Below are 24,730 nucleotides of genomic sequence, written 5' to 3'. Positions count from 1 at the left end.
AAATATTGTGATGACAATATTTGAGTAGGCGCGACGCGGGGCTTGGCGTTGAACAATGATGGTCGTGCTGTGCGAGTTTTTGTGCAGCTCCAAGCTGCCTAATAGATTTTGCCGGAGCGCGGTCGATTGAGGCGGTTCATCGCCGCCAGCAGCAATCCCAAACCAATGAACGCGCCGGGCGGCAGTACGAAAACCAACACCGGCAGGAAGCCCTGGCCGAACAGCGAGACCCCGAGAATCGTGCCGTTGCCCAGCACCTCGCGCATTGCGCCGAGCACCACCAGCCCCAGGGTGAAGCCCACGCCCATGCCCAGGCCGTCGAGCACGCTGGGGAGCAGCGGGTTGCGGTTGGCGAATGCCTCGGCCCGACCCAGGATGATGCAGTTGACCACGATCAGCGGAATGAACAGGCCCAGGGCCTTGTTCAGCGAGAGGAAGTAGCCCTTCATCACCAGGTCGACGATGGTGACGAAGCTGGCGATGACCACGATAAACGCCGGGATACGCACGCCCGAGGGGATGATCTTGCGCAATGCCGAAATCAAGGTGTTGGAGCACAGCAGCACGAAGGTCGTGGCCAGGCCCATGCCCAGGCCGTTCTCAACCGAGGTGGTTACGGCCAAAGTCGGGCACATGCCCAGCACCAGCCGGAAGATCGGGTGCTCGGCCCACAGCCCTTTGCTGAATTCCCTGGCCAGCGTATTCACTGCCCCGCCTCCTGCTCTGTGGCGGCCTGCGGCCCGGCGATCGATCGGCTGTAAAAGCTCTGCATCGCCGCGTGCAGCGTATCGCCCGCACCCTCGAGCGTGGCGTCGGACGCGGGCGGTTCGGGCTGCGGTTTCAAAAGTTGTTTGATTTTGGGCAGGGCTTGAGCGTAGAGCTCCAAACCTTGGCGTAACGCCTCGCACGCGGCGCGCGGGCTGATGGTCGCGCCGGAGATCGCGTCCACCGCGCCGTTGTCCTTGGTCACGTAGAGCCGGTCGAGGTTGCCCGTGGACCAGCGCTCGGCCTTGGTTTTTGGATCGACCCATACCAGGCGCTCGAGGAACCAGCCCTGCTCGATCTTGGCGCCCAGCCCGGGAGTCTCGGAATGCTGCAACACGCGCACGCCGAGCACCTGGCCCTCGAGGTCGAGGCCGACGATCAGTTTGATCGATCCCGAGTAGCCGTTCTTGCTCGCGATCTCCATCGCCAGCCCGGCGATCTGATCGCCGCGGCGGCAGATGTGCAGCGTACGCCAGCCCGCAAGATCGGCCGGCCGTTCGGACGCGACCTTGCCGTCGAACTCGTTAATGTAGAGCACGTCGGCCAACGGGTCGTTGCTCAGCGCCGGACCCTCGGGCATCACCTGGCTGATCGCGGCAATCTTCTCCTGGCGTTGGGCCTCGGCGATCGGTCCCTTGGTCAGGGCGTAGACCCCGGAGAGGCCCGCGGCCGCGCACAGGCAGATCGCGCTGAGCACCAGCACCATCTTGGCCATGCCCCTCATGCCCGGGCCTCCTTGGCCGGCTTGCCGCGCGTCGAGCCGAAGACCTTGGGCATGGTGTAGCGGTCGATCAAGGGCACGGCCGCGTTGCCCAGCAGGATCGCGAAGCTCACGCCCTCGGGGTAGCCGCCCCAGAGCCGGATCACCACGGTCAGCAGGCCGCACAGCACGCCGAAGATCAGCTGTCCCTTGGCGGTCATCGGGCTGGTGACGTAGTCGGTGGCCATAAAGAACGCGCCGAGCATCAGGCCGCCGGTAACCAGGTGGAACAGCGGGTCGGCGTAGCGCGCGGGATCGATTACGTGCATCAGGCCGGTCAGCGCGACTACCGTGCCGATAAAGCTTGCCGGGATCTGCCAGGTGATTACGCGCCGCACTAGCAGGAACGCGCCGCCGAGCAGCAGCAGCAGGAACGACATTTCGCCCAGGCTGCCGCCCATGTTGCCGGTGATCCCGGACAGCCGCGTGAATCCGTGCTCCAGCGGCCCGAGCACACCGCTGGTCAGCAGTTGCTCCTTCATTGCGGCCAGCGGCGTGGCGTAGCTCGCCGCGTCCACGGCAGCGCCCGTGCCGAACGGCGCGGCGGGCGGCGCGTAGTCGGTCATCTGCACCGGGAAGCTGATCAGCAAAAAGACCCGCGCGACCAGCGCCGGGTTGAATACGTTCTGCCCCAGTCCGCCGAACACGCCCTTGGCCACGATCACGGCCACGGCCGCGCCGATCAGGCACATCCACCACGGCGCGTTAGGCGGCAGGTTGAGCGCCAGCAGCAGTCCGGTCAGTGCGGCCGAGCCGTCGCCGACCACCATCGGGCGTCCGATCATCCGCTGCCACAGCGCCTCGAGCACCACCGCGAACCCGGTGCATAGCACCAGCACCAGCGCGGCGTTGGCGCCAAAGAGGTAGACGCCGTAGAGCGCGGCCGGCAGCAGGGCGACGATCACCCAGAGCATGATCCGCCGGGTACTCTCCGGCTGCCTGATATGCGGCGAGGGGCCGGCGTGGAACAGCTGCGCGGGCTGGCTCACCTCGCCTCCTCTTTGCGGCGGCGCTGTAGCTGCGCGATCTCGGACTTGGCAAGTTTGATGTACTGCACCAGCGGGATGCCCGCCGGGCAGCTATAGGCGCAGCAACCGCATTCCATACAATCGCGCGCACCGATCCGCAGGCACTCGTCGAAGTCGTCGAGTTTAGTGCGGGCGGCGATCAGGGTCGGCTGCAACCGCATCGGGCAGGCGCGAATGCAGCGGCCGCAACGGATGCACGGACCCTGCTCGGGCTTGAAGGTCTCCGAAGCGGTCAGGCACAGCAGCCCGCCGGTGCTCTTGATCATCGGCTGGTCCAACGTGCCCAGCGCGATGCCCATCATCGGGCCGCCGCTGATCACCTTAACTGTGCCGCTCTTCAGTCCGCCGCAGGCATCGACCAGCGCGCTCAGTGGCGTGCCGATGGCCGCTAACAGGTTTTTGGGAGTGTCGACCCCCATGCCGGTGATCGTCAACGCGCGCGAAATCAGCGGTCGCCCATCGACCAGCGCGTCGCGGATCGCCACGGCGGTGCCCACGTTGTGCACAACGCAGCCCACGTCCATCGGCAGGCCGCCGTTGGGCACGCGACGTTTGGTGCAGGCGTAGATCAGCTGCTTTTCGGCGCCCTGGGGATAGCGGACCCGCGGGACTACGATCTCGATCCCGCTGTCGCCGTGGATCAGCTTGGCCGAGAGTTTGGCCGCGGCGTCGGACTTGTTGGACTCCACGGCGATCAGCGCCTGCTTGGCCCCCAGTATGCTGCGGACAATTTTAAGTCCTAGGACCACGTCGTCGGGCCGTTCGAGCATCAGCCGATGGTCCGAGGTTAAGTACGGCTCGCACTCCACGCCGTTGAGAATCACCGTGTCGATCGGCTTGTTCTCCGGCGGCGAGAGCTTGACGTGCGAGGGGAAGGTTGCGCCGCCCAGGCCCACGACTCCGGCCTCGGCCAGCAGCTCGACCAAGCGTTTGGGCTCGAGCTCGGACCACGGACGCTCGGGCGGCTGATAGCCGCGCTCGTCCTCGCCGTCGTTCTCTATCAGCACCGCCTGGCAACGGCCGAGCTCCGGGTGCGGCACCTGGGTCAGGCGTTTGACCTTGCCGCTGACCGGGCTGTGAACCGCCGCCGAGATGAAGCCGCGCGGCTCGCCGATCTTTTGGCCGACCAGCACCCGTTCTCCGGGCTTGACCAACGGCTGGGCCGGGGCGCCCAGGTGTTGAGCCATCGACACGTTGAGCAGCTCGGGCGCGCTCAGCGCCTCGAGCGGCTTGGAGCGCGTCAGCTCCTTGTGGTCGTCCGGGTGGACGCCGCCGGGGAACTCGAAGAGCCTCATCCCGCGGCCTGGGCCTGATCGGGTTGACGCGTCGACGGTTCTACTTGCGCAAGATGCGACGTCCCCTCGGGATCGAGGTCGATGATCGCGTGGGTCGGGCAGACTTTGACGCACTCGCCGCAACGCGTGCATTTGGAATAGTCGACACGCGCCAGGTTGTTCTCAAAGACGATCGCCCCCTCGGGGCAGGCCTTGACGCACTTGGTGCAGGCGATGCACCCCACGTCGCAGTACTTGCGCACCAGGCCGCCCTTGTCCACGCTGTTGCACATCACGTGTACCCGCTCCACCGGGTAGTCGACCAGGCGGATCACGTTGCGCGGGCAGACGCGGATGCAATTGCCGCAGGCCGTGCACAGCTCCTCGTTGACGAAGCTCACACCCTGGCGGATCTCCATGGCGCCGAAGGGGCAGACCTTGGTGCAGTCGCCGTAGCCCAGACAGCCGTAGGGGCACTCCTTGTCGCCGCCGAGCACGAGCTGGGCCGCGCGGCACGAGCGCACGCCGTCGTACTCGTAGCCGTGCTTGGCGTGGGTAAAGGTCCCGCCGCAGATGATCAGCGCCACGCGGCGCTGGGCCGCGGAGTAGTCCACGCCCAGGATCTGCGCGATCTGACGCTTGAGCTCCGCGTCGCCCACCGGGCACTGGTTGATCTCGGCCTTGCCTGCGGCCAGGGCCTCGGCAAACCCGTTGCAGCCCGGATAGCCGCACGAGCCGCAGTTGACCCCGGGCAGGATCGGCATCAGTTGCTCGACCCGCGGGTCGCGCTGGACCGCAAAGCTCTTCTTGGCGATGGCCAGGCCCAGAGCCGCGGTCAGTCCCAGGATCGTCAGGGTCAGGATCGAGGCCAGCACGCGCGCGTCCCTCAGCGCACCAGGCCGCTGAAGCCCATGAACGCCAAGCTCAGCAGTCCGGCGGTAACCAGGGCCAGGGCCGTGCCTTTGAAGCTCTCAGGCACATCCGCGCTCTCGATTCGCTCGCGGATGCCGGCAAACAGCACCAGCGCCAGACCGAAGCCGATGGCCGCGCCCAGACTGTGCACCAGCGTGGTGACGAAGTCGTAATCCTTTTGTACGTTGATTACGGCCACGCCGAGCACCGCGCAGTTGGTGGTGATCAGCGGCAGGAAGATTCCCAGTGCCTGGTACAGCGCCGGCGAGATCTTCTGCAATACGATCTCGACCAGTTGCACCAAGGTGGCGATTACCAGAATAAAAGCGATGGTCTGCAGGTACTCGATCTGGAAACGGACCAACACCTGCTGCACGAAATAGGTGACAACGCCGGCCACGGTCATCACGAACAGCACGGCCATCGACATTCCCAGGGCGGTCTCGACCTTGCGCGACACGCCCAGGAACGGGCAAATCCCGAGGAATTTCGCCAAGACAAAGTTGTTGACCAGAACGGCAGAGACGATGACCAGCAGTAGGGTGCCCATAATGCTGTCTTAAACTCTAGTGGTTATCATACGTATTTCAGCGGGCGGCGGGGTGCCTGAAACGCGCCAAAAATTAGCAGAGACACGCGCCCAAGTCAAGCCCGACAACTATCCTGAAATATTGTGGGAATATTGTTGCTCAATACTATTACCCACCACCCTACTTTCGCCGCGGAGTGGATCTTGGCATTACAACCAGCGTACTGCGCGTGTTTTGTAGCGGCACTATTACCCACCACCCTACTTTCGCTGCGGAGTGGATATTGGCATTACAACCAGCGTACTGCGCGTGTTTTGTAGCGACTCCAAGCCGCCTCCAAGGGCGCTGTCGTGGGGCGAGTCATCGCATTGCAACCAGCGTTGTTCGCGCACCTTGCCGCTGCTCAAATCAGCTTTCCGCGAGCCTCCATACAATATTGTTAACCGCAATATTATCCCTCCTCCCGCCCTCTTCCCATTTGCAGGCTGGCGATCCTTCAAATCGTAATGTCTCATTCTAAATATACGAACCTTCTTGATGTTAAGGAAATTTATGCGTCAGAAGGTTAAAAAAAAGAGCTATTCTCGACCACATCGATAATAAACCATTGTTTTTTGTGTTTATTTAAGTATTAAGCATCGGAGCCTTCCTTGACCTTTTCCAGCGTTTTATGCACCATAATTGAGACAACGTGACTCTTTAATGTTACATTAATTACATTATTGGCATTTTAAGTCATGATTTTCTTTTGCATAAAATCCAGGGTTAATATACAGTTGCAATAAATATCTTGTAAAAACGCAAACGGCACTGATGTTGCATTACATTGGCGAACAAAATTATTTGTTTCAGCAGAAGGAGCATTCAATGGAGCGAATCAGGATAATTGTCGGCGACAGTGAAGTCAGCCTCGCCGGGATGTTGATGGACGCCCTCAAGGGCCGTGTCGAGAAAGTAGTAGCCACTCCGGTCAGCGACGAACTTTTAAAGTCGCTGGAGAGCGGTGGGTTCGACATCGCGGTAGTAGACCTGGGAATGAACGGTTACAAGGGCGGTGAGCTGATCAAGAAGGTCTTCAACGTCCAGCCGAACATCGCCGTGATCGCGATGATCAACGAGCAGGATCTGGGAGGATCGCTTGAGATGCTCAAGGACCACTCCTGCCAGATGCTCGTACGCCCGTTCATGAACGAGGAGCTGATGGTCGCCGCCGAGCGCGCACTGGAAGTCCGCCAGCTCAAGCTGGCCAAGCTCAAGCTCTCCGAGCAGCTCGAGCTACGCGGCCCGGATACTGTCATGGCCAACATGCCCGACAAGGTCCCCGTCGACAGCCAGCAGCTCAAGCGCGCCAAAAAGGTGCTGCGCGAAAGCGCCGTCGTGCCGATCGAAAAGGCGTTCGTGGTCGATGCGCTGCAGCGCAACGAATACAACGTAACCAAGGCAGCCAAACAGGTCGGCATGCAGCGACCGAACTTCCAGGCGATGATGCGCAAGCACGGGCTGAAGCTCAGCTTGATGCGCCGCCGTTCCGACTGATTCCAGCCAAACCAGATGTTCAATAGGGGCAGGTCCCGCCGGGACCTGCCCTTTGCTTATTAACGGCCGCGGTAGCGCAGGTAGGAAAGCAAGCCGGCACCCACCGACAGGCCAAAGGCCGTCAGGGCGAAAATCAGGATCAGCGCACCGGAGCCGACTCCCATGGTCAGCAGCCACGGCGGCGCGCCCAGAGTACCGTTTGCCAGCAGCACGGCCAGGGCCATCAACGCGATCGCCGACGAGAGCATCGAGTAGATAATGATCCTGCCGCCCGAGCCGTTCTGGGATGTACTATGAAGACTCTTCCAATCATCCATCGGCGGTCTCCTCGGTCGTCGTCTCCACCCTGGCCTGCTTGATCTTCGTCAAGGCCTGCAACGTCGAGATGCTGCGATCCCGACGTCAATGTTGGATGGAGAATCTCTATGTATTACGGATCGAGGTTTTTGGTTGTTAACTCTATCATTCAAGCGGTGATTCACAAAACATAACATCGGGGAAATCCGAGCAATGGACTAACCTAATGATCGAGACTAAACTGGCGGGCAGCGCCGGAGGTTGCAATGGAATATAATAGCGTCCCGTCAGCCCTGTTCGAGAGCGAAGGCCGTCAGGGGTATGCCCTGGTCAAGCGCGACGGCACATGGATCGAACAGCCGCACGCCACCACCCAGCTCAATGCGCGCTACGTCTCCTGTGCACTGCACCACTGGGGTCATCAGCGCGGCGACCGTGTCGGCGTGATCTCCCACTCGAACCTCGAGTGGTCCACGGCCGACATGGGCGTGATGGCCGCCGCCTTGATCACCATCGGCATCTACGAGACATCGACTGCAAAACAGTGCGCGTTCATCGTCAACCACGCCTTGGTCGGCACGTGCTTTGTCGAGGATGTAGACCAAGCGCAAAAGCTGATCAACGCCCGCGAGCAGATGCCCACGCTCAAACGAATTGTGCTGTTCAACGGCGAGCCGCCCCAGGCCCAGGGCCTGGAACTGATTTCATTCGACAACGCGTTGGACCTGGGAAAGTCGCTCTACGAGGGCGAGCTGCGGCAATGGTTCGACGAGACTCTGGCATCGATCAAGCCTGAGGATAAGGCGATCATCGTCTATACCTCGGGCACCACGGGCGATCCCAAAGGGGTGGTGCTGACCCACCGTACGATGCTCGCGGTGATGAAGGCTTCGGTCGAGGCCGTGGGCATCAGGCCCGACGACCTGGGCCTTGTGGTGCTCCCACTGGCGCACATCCTCCAGCGCACCAGCAACTACGCCGGGGTCTACATCGGCATCAGCGGTGCCTACGCCGAGAGCCTGGATAAATTGGTGGAAAACTTCCAAGAGGTCCGGCCCACGACCTTCAGTATGGTCCCGCGGCTCTACGAGAAGATCCACGCCCGCGTACTGGCCGAGATCTCCCGCGCCAATCCCCGACGTCGGGCGATCTTCAACTGGGCGGTCAGTGTGGGCAAACGCTGGTCAGAGCTAAACCGCGACAACAAGGCCATTCCCCTGGGACTCAATCTCCAGCACGGACTGGCCCAGAAGCTGGTCTACAACAAGATCCAGCAGGTTTTCGGCGGCCGCGTGCGGACAATGATCAGCGGAGGCGCTCCGCTTTCGGTTGAAATCATCGAGTTTTTCGACGCCTGCGGCCTGACGATCCTCGAGGGCTACGGCCTGACCGAAACCGCCGCCCCCTGCACGGTCAACCGACCCGATAGCCTGCGATTTGGCACGGTGGGACAGGTCATCGACGGTGTGGAGATCAAAATTGCAGCGGACGGCGAGATCTGCGTGCGTGGCGAATCGATCTTCAGCGAATATTACAACGACCCCGAGGCCACTGCCGAGGCCTTTGACGATCAGGGATATTTCCTCACCGGCGATATCGGCGTGATCGACGACGATGGCTTCCTGCGGATCACCGACCGGAAAAAGGACATCATCGTCACGGCCGGGGGGAAGAATATCGCACCGCAACCGATAGAAAATGCTTTAAAATCAACTGGTTATATAAGCCAAGCCGTGGTCATCGGCGACCGGCGTAAATATTTGAGCGCACTGATCGCTCTGGACCCGGACGAGATCGTTCAGTGGGCCAAGACCACGGGAATCGGCAAAATCGAGCCGCGTGAGCTGGTACACCACCCCATGGTGCTCGAGTTCGTGCAAAGCATGGTCGACAAGGTCAACGCCGACCTGCCGCGCTACGAGACAATCAAGCGCTTCCAAATGCTCGGTGAGGAGCTGACCATCGAGCGCGGCGAGGTTACGCCCACCCAGAAGGTCAAGCGCAACGTGGTCAATCAACGCTACAAAGATCTGATCGATGCGATGTACAACGATTGACCGCCGCCTATCGCTTTTTCAACTCCTGATCCAAAAACTCGATTATCCGCCGCGTGCCATCGGGTATTGACTGTCCATCCTCGGCATAGCCGTAGGGCAGCTCGAGCACAGGCATGGTCGCGGTATCAAAATTGTTGATCAGATAGTGTAGCTGCCAGGCCCCAGGCGCAAAGTCATGGGGTACTTTACCGAGATTCCAGCTCTCACCGCTGTTGATATATTCACTTTTAAAATCAGAGATATAAACCTTTACCGCCTCCGGCGCTGCACGAATCAGCAAGTTGCCGACAGTACTGCCGCCCGAGTGGCCGATCAGTCCCAGGCGGTTGCCGTCGACAGCGACATCGCGGCAACCCAGGAAGCGCAGGTACTTCAATCCCAGCAACTGTTCATAGACCTGCAGTCCGATAAACGTGAAGCCATCGAGGGTCAGGGCACGGGTCACATCGTATTCTGCCGGCACATTGGGCGCAGCCATACAGCGCATGGAAAGCGCCAACAAGGCATAGCCGTTTTGCGGCAAATAATTGCCGAAATAGACATCGATCCAGGCTTTGGAACTGCCGGCGTGTCCGGGAGAGACGACCACCGCCGGTACGTTGCACGCATCATTGGGCAGCAGCAGGAAACCGTTGAACTCGCCGACGAACTCGTCCTCGAACAACAACGAGCGCAGCTCATAGTCAGCATAGCGCTCGACCCTGGTGGTGGTCACGGTCAACGGCCGCGAGTCGAAATTGTCCAGTAAAAACTCGATGTTGAGCCGCGTGCAAAGCTCATGCTGCAACTCGTTAGTGTCCAGCGGGTCGGACGGGTCCACCTCGCCCGTGGCGATGCGCTGCAGCAAATCCGCGATGTCCTCAGCCTTGCACGGTTGCGCGTAATCCCCGGCCAGATTGCAGAAATCAAAATAATCTTGTGGGCAATCCGTGATAAACGGCCCGTCGCCGTTGAGGTCGTATGGGTTGAATCCGCAGTGCGAGATCCGTCCATCCTCTAGCCGGAGCGTTACGTTCGGGCAGTCGGCGTCGAAGCTTCTGCCAATGCCAGCCTGATCCGCTTGATAGGGTGAATCGTCGTCGTCTCCCCCGCCGCGCGCGCTTGAGCTCTCATCTTGATCGTTGCAGCCCGTCAGCGACACGGCCAGTGCGCTGTAGCTGCACATGCGTAAAAAACGGCGTCTGGAGGGTTTGTTTCCCAACACGTCCAATCTCGATTCTTATTGCCGATTACATTAATTCATGCTAAGCAGCGCGTCAATGCTCAAGCCCGGCCCGGGTTATTTTATAAATCTTCGTCCTTCTGATCTGCGTCATGGTTGAATATCCGCAACTTCGTCACTATATTGTTGTCTAGTGAGTTGAATAAAAAGAGGAGAGGTTCCAGTGAAGTGGTCGTTCACGATAATGCAAATATCTGGAATTCCAATAAGAATTCACCTGACGTTCTTCTTGCTGCTGCTGTTCGTACTGCTGAGCCCGGCCAGCACCGGATTTGGCGGACCCGAGGGATTGCTGATCGTACTCGGCGTGTTCGTGGGCGTGGTGATTCATGAATTGGGCCACGCGCTGACCGCGCGGCGTTACGACATCAACACCCGCAGCATCACCTTGCTGCCTATCGGCGGAGTGGCTGCACTCGATCGCATGCCGACCAAGCCCTCAGGCGAGATCGTGGTCGCGGCCGCCGGACCGCTGACTAGTTTCGGCCTGGCCCTGCTGCTCGGCGGAATCGCCGCAGGCTCGTACTTCACGTTGGGCGCCGAGAGCTACTTGACCCATTATCTGTCCACCCTGGCGTTTATTAACGGTTTTCTCGGAGCATTCAACCTGGTTCCAGCCCTGCCGATGGACGGTGGCCGCATTCTGCGCGGCATCCTGGCTTCAGCCAAAGGACACACCTGGGGCACGGAAGTGGCGGGCAAGGTTGGCCAAGTGGTTGCCATCGGTTTCGGCGTGATCGGTCTGTTCAGCGGCAACTTCTTCCTGATGCTGATCGCGGTCTTCGTTTACCTCGGGGCCAATGCCGAGCGTCAGGAGGCCGAGCTCGAGCGCACGTTAAAGGACATCCCCGCCTGGCGCGCAATGCTCGCGCCGGTCTATTGGACCACTCCCGAGGAAACCCTGGGCTCCCTGTCCTCGAGCCTGCGCCACACGATGCAGGAGGACGTGCCGGTAATCGACCAGGGACGCCTGGTGGGCATGGTCTCGCGGGTCGACCTGATTCCCGCGCTCAAGCGCGAGGAGTTCGACGTGCGAGTAAGCGACATCGTGCGCCAGATTCCCCAGCCGGCGAGCCCGGCCGAGCCGCTGGTGGATGTGCTGCGGCGGATGCGCAACAGCAACCTCTTCGCCCTGCCGGTTATCGATCAAGGTCGTCTAGCGGGCCTGATCACCCGCGAGAAGATCGGCCGCTGCCCGATGAAGTGCTAAGCGGACTGTTGATTGACTACCCACAGCTCCATCCACAGTTGTTCCACGTGGAACACAGCGACTTTCCCCTTATTAATCATCTAGTTATAGAATCTATCCACATTGTGTGAATACCTGTGCGCAACATCTTTTCCACAGTTGTTCCACGTGGAACAATCGGATTAAGAGGGGGTGGAAAGATCGAGAAATCGATCTTTACTTTTCGCCCAACGGGTTAAGGCTGGGCGATGGCCTGTAAAATCCCTTGGGCCACGGCGCGGGCGATAATCCGGTTGCCCTTGGCCGCGGGGTGATTGGGATCGAAAAACAGTGTTTCGTCGGCCTTAATCAACAAAAATTCCGGAACCGAATCCACAAACTGACAGCCGTATTTCTCTGCAAATCGGGGGGTTACGTGGTCCGGCGTGAACATCCACAACACTTCACGGTACTGCTCGGTCCCCGGCTGGACCCCCCTGCTCTGCATCTCCTGAATCAACTCGAGGTGCGGCACGTTGAGAAACACCAATTTAAAGCCGTCCTGCTGCGACAGTTCGCGCATGTGCGCTAAATCTTCCCAATAATCCATCAGATAGCTGCCGGTCTCGATGGTCGCCGGATCGATCTGCGAGTCGTCCATGGCGAACCGCACGGCCGGACCCTTGACCAACCGCCGTAACAAACGGTATGTGTCGAACCGCGAAAACCATCCGCGCATCGAGTACAGCCGCTGGAAGCGTTCCGACTTCAATCTATCACGGTACTGCTTGATATCAGGACGGTAATTTGGCCCACCGGTCAGAGCAACAACGTCGGGCCGATAGGGCCGCATCCGGCGTTGAAAAAACAACAACTGTTGGGTGAACCCGGTCCCGGGAATCCCGGCGTTGAGCACCTGCGCCTTGTTCGAGCCCAGATGCTGCTCAAGCTGCTCTTGCAGCATGTACGGATAGCATTCCTCGAGCTCGCCCATGCCAAAGGTGGTCGAGTCGCCCAGACAGATTACGCGCAGCACGCCCGGCTCGCGCTCAATGGGGAAGGTCTCGCCGCGCAAGCCCACGATATTGAGCTTTTCGGGCTTGTGTTCGTTGTAAGGATTGGGGCTGCCCGGACTCATCACGTATTCCACGTCGTAGATGTCCGAGTAGACCTCGTCCAAGGGCGAACGGGCCCAGCCGCTGAGGCGCAGCAGTCCCTCCACCGCCGCGAAAAACAGCAACACCGCGACCAGCGCGAACAACAGCGTGCGAAAACGTCCCATCCTCAAATCCCGGTCATAGTAATCCATTGGGCCCAAGCCGCACAAGCGCCCTTCCGACCCTGATTGCCCCGCGGTATCAGCACCTTACTTTTTACTATTTACAATTACGATTCTACATCCCATCTGCGCCGCGATCTGGCCGGAGTAGGGGGGTCGCAGACCTAAACAGGGGCGTCCAAAGCATCATTCTCAAATGCGGCGACACCTCCTATCACCTTGATATTTAGTTCTTTATTTGCTGATCTCGCTTAGAGCCCAGCCGCCGGCAGGTTCCCTTTTACACCCTTGGCACGATCCATGAATTGTAATGGCCATAACAAGTCGGATTCCAGGAGGAGGAACCAATGATAATCACCTGCGAACGTTGCCAAGAGAGACTAGTCATCATCAAGCTGAAAACGAACAAGCCACGGATTACCATCACCTGCCCGGTTTGCGGGGAGAACATCGTGCTGTTCACCGCGCAGATCCAGCAAGATATGGAGCGCAAGCACATCACCGAGCGAAAGCGTCTGGAGCGCACCGCCGAGCTGCTGGCCAATTGAGCATCGTCGAACGGATTCCCCTCGCCTCATGACGCGCTGCGTCATTACTTGGTTCAAGGTGTCTCCGGGCGTATATTGCATACTCGGAGGTGCCGATGAGATTCCGCTCGATTCTTAATTTTGCAGTCGCGGCCGCGCTGGCCGCTCTGTTCTTGCCGCTATCCGTTGCAGCCGCCGACGCCGAGCATCCTACGTTGCAACAGCTGATCGAGGCCGGAGCCTCGGTGATGTGGGTCGCTCCGCATCCCGACGACGAGGCGTTGTCCGGGCCGGTGCTGGCCCTGGCCGGGCCGACCTTGGGCAATCGCGTGTACATGCTGGTGCTGACCCGCGGCGACGGCGGCGAGTGTCTGCTGCCCGAGGGCTGCGAGCCAAGCCTGGGCGCTGTACGTCACGAGGAGATGAAACGAGTCGCCGAGCTGTACCACGCGCAACTTGACCACCGCGAATATTGGAACGCGCCGCTACCCGCCAAGAGCTTTCCACCGCGTGACGAGATCGCGCGGATCTGGACCGACCAGGGGATCGGCGACCCGATCGAGGTTATCGCCGAGGCGATCCGCGACTTTCGGCCCGACGTGCTGCTGACCTTCAGTCCGGACCGCGGATTCACCGGACACCCTGAGCATCAGCTCTCATCGCGCTTGGCAATGCAGGCCGTGGTCGCGGCCGACGACCCGCAACGCGAGCTGGGGGGGCTTGCGCCGTACCACGTGCCCAACTGCTACTACATGCTCAACCGCTATTGGCCGATGCGCATGGTGGGCAAGGCCGACCCCGGGCCGTACACCGAGACCTTCGATATCAAACAGCCCTGCGCCGAGGGCATGAGCTGCGTAAAGATGATGTCCGAGTTCACCAGGCAGCACCGCACCCAGGCCAAGGACATGGGCAGCGTGCGGCGCTTCGCCTGGCTGCTCGGCGGTAAAGCCTATTTACGCCGGGTCGATCCGTTTACCCAAGCGCCGGACCCCTTTGAACCACCCGCCGATTGATCGGGTTGCGGGGGCTTGACCTAAGTAGCTCGCTTCCGTAATATTCGCCAGTATTCGCCCGGGACTGTAGCTCAATTGGTAGAGCAGTGGACTCTTAATCCATTTGTTCGGGGTTCGAGTCCCCGCAGTCCTACACTGCACTTCGAGCCCGCAAGCATCGCCTTGCGGGCTTTTCTTTATCCCCAAACGATTAAGCGCCGCGCCTGTTTTCTGTTGACAGCTCGCCGGCGCGGTACAATGATTAAAATCGACTCATAAATGGAGGAAACAGGCATGAAAAAATGGTGGCTGTTACTGGCCTTTGTGCTGGGCCTGGCGCTGACAGTTGTTCCGCTGATCTCCTGCGGTGGCGACGACGACGATGATGACGACGACGACACCCTGGACGATGACGATGACGACGACGACGACGATGACGACGACGACGAGTACTCGGGCGAGTGCGACACCGAGTACAACGCCTTGATCGCCTGCCTGGATGCCGCGGGTGCGAATTGGGAAGACGCCCTGGATTGCTACGCCGAAGATCTGGGGCCCTATCTGGACTGCCTCGAGGCCAACGGCTATGGCGATGCGCCGTGGGTGAGTTGCCTTTCCGACTGCACTGACGCGCTCAACGATTGCCTTGATCTGGGGGCCGACGACCAGCAGTGCTACTCGGACTTCGTCGAGTGCTGGGACGCGTGCCCGGACGTTCCAGCTTCCTGATCCTGTCCACGAACATCCAATAAAATGGGCGGCCCGCCTGGGGCCGCCCGTTTTTTCCGCCCAGGAAGAGCCTAATCCCTGAAATTGATGTAACGCATGTCGATACCCAGGTCCTGGTCTTTGAGAAGGGCGATCACCTCTTGCAGGGCGTCGCGCTTTTTGCCCGAGATCCGCACCTGGTCGCCCATGATCTGCGACTGGACCCTCAGGCCGGTCTTCTTAACCAGCTTGACGATCTGCTTGGCCTTTTCCTCGGGGATACCCTGTTGGATCTTGGCCAGCTGCTTGACCTGCCGCAGTCCCATCTGCTCGATCTTGCCAAAACTCATGGCGCGCAGCGGAACCTGGCGCTTGACCAGCTTCTCCTTGAGCACCTGCTCGACAGCCTTGATCTTGAATTCGTCGTCCGAGTACAGCCAGACCCCGTCGTCGGTCAGCTCGATCTTGCTGTTGCTCTTTTTAAAGTCGTAGCGCGTGCTGATCTCTTTATTGGAGTTGTTGACCGCGTTGCGCACCTCTTGCAGGTCCACCTGACTCACTACGTCGAAGCTCGGCATCTTTGCCCCCTAATTTTATTGCGGCGAGGTGATCACCTCCACGTCCGCGGGCGGCGTGAAGATAAAGAATCCCTCGGGTAACGGCACGTCGGTCTCGATCTTCGAGAAGCCGACCTTGGTGGTGTTGCCGTAGGCGTCGATGAAAATTGTCCCCACCACGTGCATTTTCTGCGGATCGATTAATAGCGTCATCTGCGAAAAGCCCGGCGTCGGCACCTTGGGATTGAGCGTATAGGCCTGGACGCCGTCGTCTGCAGCCGGTCCGGGCTGGATCTCGAACTGCTCGCGCAGGTCAGCGCCGCCGGAGAGGAACAGCACCGGCAGCTGGCTGGAGTAGTGCCGGTTGAAGCGCTCCATAAACACCTGCTTTTGCGCCGGCAGATAGATCCAGAGGGTATAGCCGTCGGTGATCATGCTCTTGGCGTGCGGCTCGTCGTAATCCCAACGCATCATGCCCGGCTTTTTAAAAGCCACGCTGCCGCTGACCACAGAGGTCAGCCCGGTCTGCTTGTTGGTCGACTCCTGGGTGAACTTGGCGCGAAAGGTCTTGGTGTTGCTGTAGCTCTGCTGCAGCTTATCGATCAGCTCGTCCTGTTGCGCGAGCGCCGCAGCCGTCAACGTCAGCAGCGCCAGCACGGTGAGCCACGCCAGCACCGCGTTAATCCTCGATCTTGCCAACCATCACCTCCCGGCGTCCGCTGCCGTCGTTGTGGCCCACGACCCCTTCGAGCTCCATGCGCTCGATGATTCGTGCAGCGCGGTTGTATCCGATGCGCAGCCTGCGCTGCACGTAGGAGATCGAGGCAAAACCGGCGTCGGCCACTACTTGCACCGCCTCGTCGTACTTCGGATCGAGCAGATCGTCGATGCCGACTCCGTCCGCAGCGTCGGGTTCGGGCTCGCGGCCGATCTCCTCGTTGTAGCACGGCTTGCCCAGCTGCTTGATGTGCCCGACCACGCGTTGGATCTCTTCCTCGGTGATGTACGGTGCATGGATGCGGATCAGCCGGCTGGTGGCCGGCGGCATGTACAGCAGGTCGCCCGAGCCCAGCAGGTTCTCGGCGCCCTGGGCGTCGAGGATCGTGCGGCTGTCGATGCGGCTGGAGACCTGGAAGCTGATGCGCGCCGGGAAGTTGGCCTTGATCACGCCGGTGATCACGTCCACGCTGGGCCGCTGGGTGGCCAGCACCAGATGGATGCCCGCGGCGCGGGACATCTGCGCCAGACGCGCGATGCTCTCCTCGATATCCTTGGCCGCAACCATCATCAGGTCGGCCAGCTCGTCGATCAAGATCAAGATGTAGTTCATCTGCTCGGAGCTGGCCGGGAGTTTTTTTGCTAAGACCTTGACGTTGTAGTTCTTGATGTTGCGTACACCGGCCGCGGCCAGCAGCTTGTAGCGCCGCTCCATCTCGCCCACGCCCCAGCGCAGCATGGCAGCAGCCTTCTTGGGATCGGTGACCACCGGATAGAGCAGGAACGGGATATCCTGGTAGTCCGACATCTCGAGCATCTTGGGATCGACCATCAGCATCTTGACCCGGTCGGGGGTCGCGCGGTAGAGGATCGAGCAAATCAGCGCGTTGAGAAACACGCTCTTGCCCGAGCCGGTGGTGCCGGCGATCAGCAGGTGCGGCATCTTGGTCAGGTCGGCGACTACCGGATTGCCCGCGATGTCCTTGCCCAGGGCGACCACCAGCTCGCCGTCCGCGTTGTTGAACTGCTCGGACTCGAGAAGCTCGCGCAGGTAAACCGTCTCGCGATGGCGGTTGGGGATCTCGATGCCCACCGCCGCCTTGCCCGGGATCGGCGCGACGATGCGGATCGCCTCGGCGCGCAGGGCCAGCTTGAGGTCGTCGGAGAGGTTGACCACGCGGTTGACCTTGACCCCGGCCGCGGGCTCGAACTCGTACATCGTGATCACCGGGCCCGGACGTACGGCCGAGACGCGCCCCTCCACGCCGAACTCGCCCAACGTGCGTTCGAGTACCTTGCTCGAGTTGAGCAGCTCCTCGCGGTCGCTGTGCCGGTCCGTGTCGTCGGCGCTGACCAAGGCGTCGAGGGGAGGGGGCTCGTAGGGCGCGATCTCGATCTCCGGCTCTTCCTCGGGCTCGGGCTCGGGCTCGGGCTCGGGCTCGGGCTCCGGCTCAGGTTCCGGTTCCGGCGCGGGCTCAGGCTTTGGTTCGGTCTCCGGCTCGCGCTCTGGTTCGGGTCGCTCAACCGCGGCTGTTGAAAACTTAGGCGCAGGCGTGGCGCCGGGCACCGGGTCCGCTCCCGCGGTGCGCGGCTTGGTAAACTCCTCGATACCCGGGGGCGGCGCAATACCGTCCGGACCCAGGGCCGCGTCCAGCGCGCTGTCGATCTCGCCCTGTTGGTCGGGATCGCCCCAGTCGATGCTCACGTCGTCCTCGACCGCGGCCGTGGGCCGATCGGCCGGAAAATCGTCCGGGTCCACCTCGAGCACTCCCAAACCCGGCGTGACGTCCTGGGCCTGCGACTCGGGCTTGCGGCGCCGAGGCCAGGCGATCTCCGGCTCGGGCTGCGGCTCAGGCTCCGGTTCCATTTCGGCCTCGGGCTCCCGGCGTTTGCGCGAACGCGCGATCATCGTCTCGGCCTCTTCGGCTTCGGCTTCCGCTGCTGCCTGCGCAGCGGCTTTGGCTGCTTGCAGTTCCTTTTCACGGAGGGCCTCACGCTCAGCGCGCCGCTTGGCCCGCAGTTCCTTACGCCGGGCTCGCCGTTCGCGCCAGCGCACGAACGAGGCCGAGAGCATTGCGCCCAGCACTGACAGCCGTTTACCGATCCAGCCGGCCATGCTGACGATCGAGCTGCCGGTGACCAGCATCAGTCCGATCAGGAAGCCGACCACAAAGACGATCGCCGTACCCACGTTGGCCAGTACGCTGTACAGCGCGTGGTATACGACCAGTCCCAGCACGCCGCCCCAGTTCAGTTCGCCTTCAGGCGTGTTGCCGTTGATCTGGCTAAAACCGCCGCAGATTACGAACAGCATCAGCAGCATGCCGAAGCTCTGCCACGGCCCGGGCACCCAGGAACGGCGTAAAAAGATCGAGAGGCTGGCGATCAGCAGCAGCGCGGGCAGGGTCCAGGCACCGTAGCCCAACATGTAGATCGAGCCCGCGGCGAGCTGCGCGCCGAAGCTGCCCAGCCAGTTGGAGCTCTCTCCGCCCGCAGTGAATGGCGACTCCTGCTGTGGGGTATAGCTCAGGATCGACAGGGCGAACACCATCGCGCCGGCCAGGAACAATAGGGCGAGGATGTCGCGGCCCAACCCGGCGGACTTGGGAGGACTGTCCTTGCTCTTAACCGAGGTTTTGCGCTTGACGCGCTTGCTGGTTGTGTTCTTGGTCTTTGCCATCACCCTATCCGATAAACAGGCCCGCGGCCGATTCTACCCGATCAGCGTGCAATGTAAACGTGCGCGCGGCGCGCTACCTTCGATTGCACAGCTTCGGCGCATTACCTACACTTAACCCGGATTATTCATGAGGGTTCGTTGACGAGGCACACAAGACACCGCAAGAATGAGAAAGCCGAGCCGATACTCCGCAGGCGTACCCGCTACGGTACGTCGAGGACGGATCGGTGAGGATGACGAAGTTATTGCGAGCGTATTGTGCGCCGCAGTAGGAGCTTCATGAATATTCCGGGTTAATCGATGTCGCGCACCCTCACTTGGTATGTAATCCGCGAGGTGCTGGTCCCGTTTATCATGGGCCTGTTCATCTTCACGTTCGTGGTGATGATGTTCCAGATCCTGCAGCTGGTCGACCTGGTGGTGAGCTACGGGGTCGAGGTCGCCGACGTGCTGCGGCTGCTGCTCTATCTGATCCTGCCGCTGACTGTGTTCACCATGCCGATCTCGTTTCTGCTCGCCGTGCTGCTGGCATTCAACCGGCTCTCGGGCGATTCGGAGATCATCGCGATGAAGGCCAGCGGCATTGGTCTGCACAAGCACCTGTGGCCGGTATTGCTGCTGGGGTTGATCGTCACCGCGTTCGCGGCGTTCATCACGCTGCAGGCCGCGCCCGCGGGACTGTACAATCTCGAGCTGCTCAAGCTCAAGCTCGCGCGCTCCAAGGTGCTGATCGCCCTGGAGGAGCGGGTGTTCAAGACCGACCTCGAGGACCTGGTGCTCTACGTCAACCGCATTAACCCCAAGGACGAGCGGATGGAGCAGGTCTTTGTCTCGGACACCCGCGACGAGCGCGCGCCGACGATCGTCGTCGCCGAGTACGGTCGCTTGATTCCGCGCCCCGGCACCGACCTGCTGACGATCCGCCTTGAGAGCGGCTCGATCCACCGCAGTTCCGAAAACCAGGACGAGTACGAGATCGTGCGCTTCGACGTCTACGACACCAACTTCAAGGTCGACCTGCCGCTGGGCGGCGAGGACTTCGAAAAGGAGTATTTGCACATGGGACAGCTCGAGCTCGCCCGCGAGATCAAGCGGCGGCTCGAGGTGGTTCAAAATCCCGACCCGAACTCCGACGAGGATCGCCGGGCCTGGCTGGCCTACAAATACCGCCGGGCGCTCACCGAGTTCCATCGGCGCTTCGCCTTTCCCTTCGCCTGCCTGGTGTTCGCCGTGGCCGGCATCCCGCTGGGGATCGCGCCGGTGCGTTCGGGGCGCAGCCGCGGCTTCACGGTCGGGCTGCTGGTGCTGTGCGTCTACTACGTCCTGTTCCGGGTGGGAGAGAACGTCGGCTGGCGCGGCTGGCTGCACCCGGCGGTAATGCTCTGGGTGCCCAACGTGATGTTCCTGATGTTGGGGGTCTACCTGCTGTGGGCCCGCACCACCGAGCGCGAGATCAAACTGCTGACCTGGATCGGCACGATCGGCGAGAAGATCGTCGAGTTGATGACGACCAAGATCTACAGCAGCAAGCGCTCCGATCGCAAGGACGACAGCCAATGAGGGTACTCACGCGCTACGTACTGGCCGAGTTCCTCAAGCTGTTTGTGATGTGCCTGTTGGCCTTCATTCTGATCTACATGCTGGTCGACTTCATCGACCGCAGCAACATCATGTTCAAAAATCAGGCCACGGCCTCGGAGATCGCACGCTACATCGGCTACAAGGTGCCCTTGATCGCTTTCCAGATGATCCCGGTCAGCGTACTGCTGGCCACGCTGATCTCGCTCTCGATCCTCAGCCGCAACTCCGAGATTACGGCGATGAAGGCCGGCGGCGTCTCGATTTTGCGGGTGACTTCGCCGGTGCTGCTCTTCGCGCTGATGATCTCCGGCGTGAGCTTCGCGGTCAACGAGTTCGTCGTGCCCTACACCAACGCGATGAGCGAGCAGGTCTGGCGCGAGGAGATCAAGGGCAAAGAGCCGCGGGCGCAGTTCCGCAAGAAGCGGATCTGGTACCGCAGCTCGCGGGCCGAGGGCTGGCCCGAGTCGATCTATTACATCGCCAACCTCTACCCGGACAAGGGGCGGATCGAGAACGTCTCGCTGTTCCGCTTCGACGAGCAGTTCCGGCTGATCCGTCGCGGCCATGCCCAGTTCGCACAATACGATCCCTCGGCCGAGGCGGGCCGCGCCTGGACCTTCTACGACGGCGTCTATCGCCGATTCGTCGGCGACGAAGTGGAGATGCAGACGACGTTCACCCGCTACCGGTTCGTCCTGGCCGAGACTATCGACGATTTGAAAATCGAGCGTAAAAAGCCCGAGGAGATGGGCTTTGCCGAGCTGCGCGACCACGTGCGTAAGGTCCGCGAGTCGGGCGACGATGCCACGCGCTACGAGGTCGACCTGCAGGGCAAACTCTCGTTCCCGCTGGTGAGCTTCGTCATGGCGCTGTTGGGCATCCCCTTTGCGCTCAAGACCGGCCGCAGCGGAGGCGTGGCCCTGGGGATCGGCGTGGCCCTGACCATCGGCGTTGTCTATTGGATCGTGCTCGCGTTGAGCCTCTCGCTGGGGCACTCCGGCGTGCTGCCGCCGACCGCCGCGGCCTGGTCGAGCCACATCGCCTTCGGCATGATCGGCGTGCTGATGATGGTCAACATGCAGCAATGAGGGGCTGACGATGCGCGGCCTGCTGTTCGTTCTACATATGATCGTCTCCACCGCACTGGCGGGACTGCTGGCGCACATCGTCGGACTGCCCTCGCACTCCAAGCGCGCGGTCTGCGTGGTGGCGCGCTGGTGGTCGGCGATGCTGCTGATGGTCGCCGGAGTTAAGGTCAGCAGCCGTATTGCCCAGCCGCTGGACCCGCATCAGCCCTACGTCTTTGTCAGCAATCACCTCTCGCACCTCGACGCGCCCTCGTTGTTTGTTACTCTCCGTTGCCAGCTGAGCTTCATGGCCAAACGCAGCCTGCTGTACTACCCGATTTTCGGCAGCGCAATCCTGGCCATGGGCGTGGTGGTGATCGACCGCCACAGCCAGCGCCGGCGCCACGCGAGCGTGGATCGTGCGGCAAAGATGGTAGCGTCCGGTCGTAGCGTATTCGTGTTTCCCGAGGGCCTACGCAGCCCGGATGGCTCCCTGGGAGAATTTAAAAAGGGGGCGTTCATCCTGGCGATCCGTGCCGGGGTGCCGCTGGTGCCGATCTGTATCAAGGGAACCCGCGAGGTGCTCAAGCCCGGCGCGATCTCGCCGCGACCCGGCGAGGTGACGGTCAGCGTGCTGCCGCCAATCCTCACCACGGGCATGACCATCGACGACCGCGACGCCCTGCTCGCCCAAGCCCGAGCGGCCATTCAAGCGGAGCTTGAGACATCGTTGAGGTAGCCGGGTGCCACCATTAAAGTCCACGAATAGACCCAGCTCTTCTATTATCGTAAATACAGTGCGGTATACTCAGGCTATCTCAGTCCGACCGTATACGAACACATTGCATAACAGGCTGCCTATGTGGCAGCTTTACGAAAAATAGGGATACAAAACCGGACAAGGGGCCGCCAATGCGCATTGACCGTCTCGTAATAAATAATTTTAAGGGATTCAAGCACCGGGAGTTATCGTTTCATCCCGAGTTCAACTTGGTCGTTGGCGACAACGGGCTAGGGAAAACCTCGGTGCTGGAAGCGCTGTCGATTGCTGCGGGAAGCTGGTTTCTCGGCTTACGCGGCTACGACACTCGCCATATTAAGGCGGGAGAGGCCCGGCTGGAAGGGTTTATCACTGCTGATGGCGTCAACTGGGAGCACCAATACCCGTGCATCGTGGAGGCGCACGGTAGAATTCTGGGAAATGACCTGACGTGGAAGCGTTCTCTTAACTATACAGGTGGACGAACGAGCTACGGAGACGCCCGTTCCATTAAAGACTTGGCATCGGAGAGTGACGAAAAAGTCCGGGCTGGCGAGCCGATTTCCCTACCCATCATCTCCTATTACAGCACGGCTCGGCTTTGGGACGTTCCCCGCGAGCAAGCGCGAGTCAAGAGCAGTAAGAAAATCAAGGAAAAGGCCGGGTTGTCCCGGCTAGACGCGTATCGTAATAGCGTTGATCCCCGCCTGTCGGTCTCCGATCTCATCGAGTGGATCGCCCGTCAGTCCTGGAAGGCGTTTCAGCAACGCGGCTTTCAGACGCCGGTGTTTGCTACGGCACGCTCGGCGTTGGTGCAAAACGTCCAGGGTGCAAAAGATGTCTACTTTGATGCCGAGTACGGCGAGGTCATCGTCGAGTTCGAAAATGGCACAAGACAACCCTTTAACAATCTCAGCGACGGTCAACGCTGTATGCTTGCAGTGGTGGGGGACTTGGCGCGCAAGGCCGCAACGCTCAACCCGCACCTCGGGGATCGCGTGCTGTTGGAGACCTCCGGGGTCGTGATGATCGATGAACTCGATCTGCACCTGCACCCCAAATGGCAACGACAGGTCATCGAGGATCTGCGGACGACGTTCCCCAAACTTCAGTTCATCTGTACAACACACTCTCCGTTTCTTATCCAGGCGCTTCGATCTGGTGAAGAGCTGATCATGCTCGAAGGACAACCGACAGCTAATCTTGGAGATCTGCCACTCGAAGACATCGCTCGCGGCATACAGGGAGTCTCGAACCCGCAGGTAAGTGCGCGATACCAAGAAATGAAACAGGTGGCTCGGACCTACCTCGAAACACTCGAAGAAGCCCAAATGGCCCCGGAAGAAAAGCTGGAGGAATACCAAAAGCGTCTCGCCGATTCGATTGCCCCGTATGCCGACAACCCCGCGTTTCAGGCGTTCCTCGAGATGAAACGCGCAGCCAAGCTTGGTGAGTAAACGATGCGGCCGATACGACGCAATGCATCACCACAGAACAAAGACTTCAAGGATTATGCAGCGGCTCAGCCGTATCTGATCAGTCGATTGGGGAGCTACTGCAGCTATTGCGAACGCCGGATAGCGACGCAACTCGCGGTTGAACACATCCAGCCCAAGGGTCTCCCAAAATATGCTCACCTTAGTGGAAGATGGGACAACTTCCTGCTGGCTTGCGTCAACTGCAACTCGACCAAGAGAGATAAGGATGTCGTCTTGTCCGAAGTGTTGTTGCCTGACCGTGATAATACCTTTGCAGCTTACTGCTATCGCCAGGATGGCACGGTTGTGGTTCGCAACGGACTGAATTCCGCTGTCAGCTCCGCCGCCGCGAACACCCTCAAACTTGTCGGCTTGGACAAGCAGGGTCCGCTTATTACAGATGAAAACGGCAGAGCGGTAGCCATCGACCGCTATGACCAGCGTATGGAAGCCTTCTTGAAAGCCCAAGAAGCTAAGCGGCTCATCGATGACGATCCCGCAAATCAGAGTCTTCGTACAATTGCTGTTGAGCTTGCTGAAGCAAGCGGTTTTTTCAGCGTATGGATGACCGTTTTCAACGGCGACTTAGACATGCAGCAACGGTTGGTGGGAGCGTTTGATGGGACTGCAGCGAGCGGCTGTTTTGATCCGGCAAAAATGACGCTGGTTTCCCCTACGCCCAATCCAGATGGTTTGGCCTACGGGGGTAAAATATGAGGTCTCGCCCCGCGGACACCTCCGCATGTAGTGCGTGGAGGTAGAACAGGAATTCCCTGCTAAGCATTGGAGCGCAAGGGGAAGAGCCCCCCGAATGCTCGATGTATTCCCCGCG

The 24,730-nt window shown here is 60.6% G+C and carries 23 protein-coding genes and 1 tRNA gene; 12 read left to right on the top strand and 12 right to left on the bottom strand.

Going from position 1 to position 24,730, the window contains the following annotated elements; genetic code table 11:
- Nucleotides 1-98 precede the first annotated feature (98 nt).
- The 6 genes from P9M14_16230 to rsxA are packed head-to-tail and all read right to left on the bottom strand — an operon-like array spanning nt 99 to nt 5,289.
- A complete protein-coding gene (locus P9M14_16230) occupies nt 99-707 on the bottom strand; it encodes an electron transport complex subunit E (protein ID MDP8257294.1) in 609 nt (202 codons plus the stop codon).
- On the bottom strand, nt 704-1,489 hold the full coding sequence (locus P9M14_16225; protein ID MDP8257293.1) for an RnfABCDGE type electron transport complex subunit G: 786 nt from the start codon (nt 1,487-1,489) through the stop codon (nt 704-706). The genes P9M14_16230 and P9M14_16225 overlap by 4 nt, the downstream gene beginning before the upstream one ends.
- Nucleotides 1,486-2,514 carry an RnfABCDGE type electron transport complex subunit D gene (locus tag P9M14_16220; protein MDP8257292.1) on the bottom strand — a complete coding sequence of 343 codons (1,029 nt, stop codon included), beginning with the start codon at nt 2,512-2,514 and terminating at the stop codon, nt 1,486-1,488. The genes P9M14_16225 and P9M14_16220 overlap by 4 nt, the downstream gene beginning before the upstream one ends.
- Complete coding sequence (gene rsxC / locus P9M14_16215) at nt 2,511-3,848, bottom strand: electron transport complex subunit RsxC (protein ID MDP8257291.1); 1,338 nt, start codon at nt 3,846-3,848, stop codon at nt 2,511-2,513. Before rsxC ends, P9M14_16220 begins: the two co-directional genes overlap by 4 nt.
- The gene (locus P9M14_16210) at nt 3,845-4,702 is read right to left on the bottom strand and encodes an RnfABCDGE type electron transport complex subunit B (protein MDP8257290.1); all 858 of its coding nucleotides are present in this window, start codon (nt 4,700-4,702) and stop codon (nt 3,845-3,847) included. Before P9M14_16210 ends, rsxC begins: the two co-directional genes overlap by 4 nt.
- Before the next feature lie 11 nt (nt 4,703-4,713).
- A complete protein-coding gene (rsxA, locus tag P9M14_16205; protein MDP8257289.1) occupies nt 4,714-5,289 on the bottom strand; it encodes an electron transport complex subunit RsxA in 576 nt (191 codons plus the stop codon).
- Between the two features lie 847 nt (nt 5,290-6,136).
- Here rsxA and P9M14_16200 point away from each other — a divergent pair.
- A complete protein-coding gene (locus P9M14_16200) occupies nt 6,137-6,805 on the top strand; it encodes a response regulator (protein MDP8257288.1) in 669 nt (222 codons plus the stop codon).
- A gap of 59 nt (nt 6,806-6,864) precedes the next feature.
- Here the strand turns inward: P9M14_16200 and P9M14_16195 are convergent, their stop codons facing one another.
- Nucleotides 6,865-7,122: a hypothetical protein gene (locus tag P9M14_16195; protein ID MDP8257287.1), complete on the bottom strand. Its 258-nt coding sequence runs from the start codon at nt 7,120-7,122 to the stop codon at nt 6,865-6,867.
- A 246-nt stretch (nt 7,123-7,368) separates the two neighbouring features.
- Here P9M14_16195 and P9M14_16190 point away from each other — a divergent pair, with 246 nt between their 5' ends.
- Nucleotides 7,369-9,159, top strand: a complete 1,791-nt coding sequence (locus tag P9M14_16190; protein ID MDP8257286.1) for a long-chain fatty acid--CoA ligase — start codon at nt 7,369-7,371, stop codon at nt 9,157-9,159.
- 7 nt (nt 9,160-9,166) lie between these two features.
- On the opposite strand, the gene P9M14_16185 is transcribed toward P9M14_16190, so the two are convergent.
- A complete protein-coding gene (locus tag P9M14_16185) occupies nt 9,167-10,324 on the bottom strand; it encodes a hypothetical protein (GenBank protein MDP8257285.1) in 1,158 nt (385 codons plus the stop codon).
- Nucleotides 10,325-10,544: 220 nt separating this feature from the next.
- On the opposite strand from P9M14_16185, the gene P9M14_16180 reads away from it, so the two are divergent.
- Nucleotides 10,545-11,591, top strand: a complete 1,047-nt coding sequence (locus tag P9M14_16180; protein MDP8257284.1) for a site-2 protease family protein — start codon at nt 10,545-10,547, stop codon at nt 11,589-11,591.
- A 214-nt stretch (nt 11,592-11,805) separates the two neighbouring features.
- On the opposite strand, the gene P9M14_16175 is transcribed toward P9M14_16180, so the two are convergent.
- Entirely contained in the window at nt 11,806-12,831 is a 1,026-nt protein-coding gene (locus tag P9M14_16175; protein ID MDP8257283.1) for a GDSL-type esterase/lipase family protein, read from the bottom strand.
- A gap of 344 nt (nt 12,832-13,175) precedes the next feature.
- On the opposite strand from P9M14_16175, the gene P9M14_16170 reads away from it, so the two are divergent.
- From P9M14_16170 to P9M14_16155, 4 genes are all read left to right on the top strand, one after another.
- Nucleotides 13,176-13,376 carry a hypothetical protein gene (locus P9M14_16170; GenBank protein ID MDP8257282.1) on the top strand — a complete coding sequence of 67 codons (201 nt, stop codon included), beginning with the start codon at nt 13,176-13,178 and terminating at the stop codon, nt 13,374-13,376.
- Nucleotides 13,377-13,471: 95 nt separating this feature from the next.
- Nucleotides 13,472-14,371, top strand: a complete 900-nt coding sequence (locus P9M14_16165; GenBank protein MDP8257281.1) for a PIG-L family deacetylase — start codon at nt 13,472-13,474, stop codon at nt 14,369-14,371.
- A 60-nt stretch (nt 14,372-14,431) separates the two neighbouring features.
- A tRNA-Lys gene (locus P9M14_16160) sits at nt 14,432-14,504 on the top strand.
- A 140-nt stretch (nt 14,505-14,644) separates the two neighbouring features.
- Nucleotides 14,645-15,079 carry a hypothetical protein gene (locus P9M14_16155; GenBank protein ID MDP8257280.1) on the top strand — a complete coding sequence of 145 codons (435 nt, stop codon included), beginning with the start codon at nt 14,645-14,647 and terminating at the stop codon, nt 15,077-15,079.
- A gap of 71 nt (nt 15,080-15,150) precedes the next feature.
- Here P9M14_16155 and P9M14_16150 read toward each other — a convergent pair whose 3' ends face one another.
- Genes P9M14_16150 through P9M14_16140 form a run of 3 tightly spaced genes read right to left on the bottom strand, consistent with a single transcriptional unit; the run spans nt 15,151 to nt 19,012 of the window.
- Nucleotides 15,151-15,636: a YajQ family cyclic di-GMP-binding protein gene (locus tag P9M14_16150; protein MDP8257279.1), complete on the bottom strand. Its 486-nt coding sequence runs from the start codon at nt 15,634-15,636 to the stop codon at nt 15,151-15,153.
- 15 nt (nt 15,637-15,651) lie between these two features.
- The gene (locus tag P9M14_16145; GenBank protein ID MDP8257278.1) at nt 15,652-16,314 is read right to left on the bottom strand and encodes an outer membrane lipoprotein carrier protein LolA; all 663 of its coding nucleotides are present in this window, start codon (nt 16,312-16,314) and stop codon (nt 15,652-15,654) included.
- A complete protein-coding gene (locus tag P9M14_16140) occupies nt 16,295-19,012 on the bottom strand; it encodes a DNA translocase FtsK 4TM domain-containing protein (protein ID MDP8257277.1) in 2,718 nt (905 codons plus the stop codon). Before P9M14_16140 ends, P9M14_16145 begins: the two co-directional genes overlap by 20 nt.
- A gap of 300 nt (nt 19,013-19,312) precedes the next feature.
- Here P9M14_16140 and lptF point away from each other — a divergent pair, with 300 nt between their 5' ends.
- The 5 genes from lptF to P9M14_16115 all read left to right on the top strand — a co-directional run bounded on the left by lptF (nt 19,313) and on the right by P9M14_16115 (nt 24,615).
- A complete protein-coding gene (lptF, locus tag P9M14_16135) occupies nt 19,313-20,572 on the top strand; it encodes an LPS export ABC transporter permease LptF (GenBank protein ID MDP8257276.1) in 1,260 nt (419 codons plus the stop codon).
- On the top strand, nt 20,569-21,681 hold the full coding sequence (gene lptG / locus P9M14_16130) for an LPS export ABC transporter permease LptG (GenBank protein ID MDP8257275.1): 1,113 nt from the start codon (nt 20,569-20,571) through the stop codon (nt 21,679-21,681). The genes lptF and lptG overlap by 4 nt, the downstream gene beginning before the upstream one ends.
- A gap of 10 nt (nt 21,682-21,691) precedes the next feature.
- Nucleotides 21,692-22,399, top strand: a complete 708-nt coding sequence (locus P9M14_16125) for a lysophospholipid acyltransferase family protein (protein MDP8257274.1) — start codon at nt 21,692-21,694, stop codon at nt 22,397-22,399.
- 173 nt (nt 22,400-22,572) lie between these two features.
- Nucleotides 22,573-23,877: an AAA family ATPase gene (locus tag P9M14_16120; protein MDP8257273.1), complete on the top strand. Its 1,305-nt coding sequence runs from the start codon at nt 22,573-22,575 to the stop codon at nt 23,875-23,877.
- Nucleotides 23,878-23,880: 3 nt separating this feature from the next.
- Nucleotides 23,881-24,615: an HNH endonuclease gene (locus P9M14_16115; protein MDP8257272.1), complete on the top strand. Its 735-nt coding sequence runs from the start codon at nt 23,881-23,883 to the stop codon at nt 24,613-24,615.
- Nucleotides 24,616-24,730: the final 115 nt, after the last annotated feature.

This window comes from Candidatus Alcyoniella australis, assembly GCA_030765605.1.
Taxonomy (GTDB): domain Bacteria; phylum Lernaellota; class Lernaellaia; order JAVCCG01; family Alcyoniellaceae; genus Alcyoniella; species Alcyoniella australis.
This window is presented reverse-complemented; position numbering and strand designations above follow the sequence as displayed.

Excerpts from the sequence above, each read along its gene's own strand:
- P9M14_16170 (MDP8257282.1), top strand. The coding sequence starts at position 13,176 with ATGATAATCACCTGCGAACGTTGCCAAGAGAGACTAGTCATCATCAAG.
- P9M14_16150 (MDP8257279.1), bottom strand. The coding sequence starts at position 15,636 with ATGCCGAGCTTCGACGTAGTGAGTCAGGTGGACCTGCAAGAGGTGCGC.
- P9M14_16225 (MDP8257293.1), bottom strand. The coding sequence starts at position 1,489 with ATGAGGGGCATGGCCAAGATGGTGCTGGTGCTCAGCGCGATCTGCCTG.
- P9M14_16165 (MDP8257281.1), top strand. The coding sequence starts at position 13,472 with ATGAGATTCCGCTCGATTCTTAATTTTGCAGTCGCGGCCGCGCTGGCC.
- P9M14_16115 (MDP8257272.1), top strand. The coding sequence starts at position 23,881 with ATGCGGCCGATACGACGCAATGCATCACCACAGAACAAAGACTTCAAG.
- P9M14_16140 (MDP8257277.1), bottom strand. The coding sequence starts at position 19,012 with ATGGCAAAGACCAAGAACACAACCAGCAAGCGCGTCAAGCGCAAAACC.
- lptF (MDP8257276.1), top strand. The coding sequence starts at position 19,313 with ATGTCGCGCACCCTCACTTGGTATGTAATCCGCGAGGTGCTGGTCCCG.
- P9M14_16120 (MDP8257273.1), top strand. The coding sequence starts at position 22,573 with ATGCGCATTGACCGTCTCGTAATAAATAATTTTAAGGGATTCAAGCAC.
- P9M14_16195 (MDP8257287.1), bottom strand. The coding sequence starts at position 7,122 with ATGGATGATTGGAAGAGTCTTCATAGTACATCCCAGAACGGCTCGGGC.
- P9M14_16190 (MDP8257286.1), top strand. The coding sequence starts at position 7,369 with ATGGAATATAATAGCGTCCCGTCAGCCCTGTTCGAGAGCGAAGGCCGT.
- rsxA (MDP8257289.1), bottom strand. The coding sequence starts at position 5,289 with ATGGGCACCCTACTGCTGGTCATCGTCTCTGCCGTTCTGGTCAACAAC.
- P9M14_16200 (MDP8257288.1), top strand. The coding sequence starts at position 6,137 with ATGGAGCGAATCAGGATAATTGTCGGCGACAGTGAAGTCAGCCTCGCC.
- P9M14_16185 (MDP8257285.1), bottom strand. The coding sequence starts at position 10,324 with ATGTGCAGCTACAGCGCACTGGCCGTGTCGCTGACGGGCTGCAACGAT.
- lptG (MDP8257275.1), top strand. The coding sequence starts at position 20,569 with ATGAGGGTACTCACGCGCTACGTACTGGCCGAGTTCCTCAAGCTGTTT.
- P9M14_16125 (MDP8257274.1), top strand. The coding sequence starts at position 21,692 with ATGCGCGGCCTGCTGTTCGTTCTACATATGATCGTCTCCACCGCACTG.
- P9M14_16175 (MDP8257283.1), bottom strand. The coding sequence starts at position 12,831 with ATGGGACGTTTTCGCACGCTGTTGTTCGCGCTGGTCGCGGTGTTGCTG.
- rsxC (MDP8257291.1), bottom strand. The coding sequence starts at position 3,848 with ATGAGGCTCTTCGAGTTCCCCGGCGGCGTCCACCCGGACGACCACAAG.
- P9M14_16155 (MDP8257280.1), top strand. The coding sequence starts at position 14,645 with ATGAAAAAATGGTGGCTGTTACTGGCCTTTGTGCTGGGCCTGGCGCTG.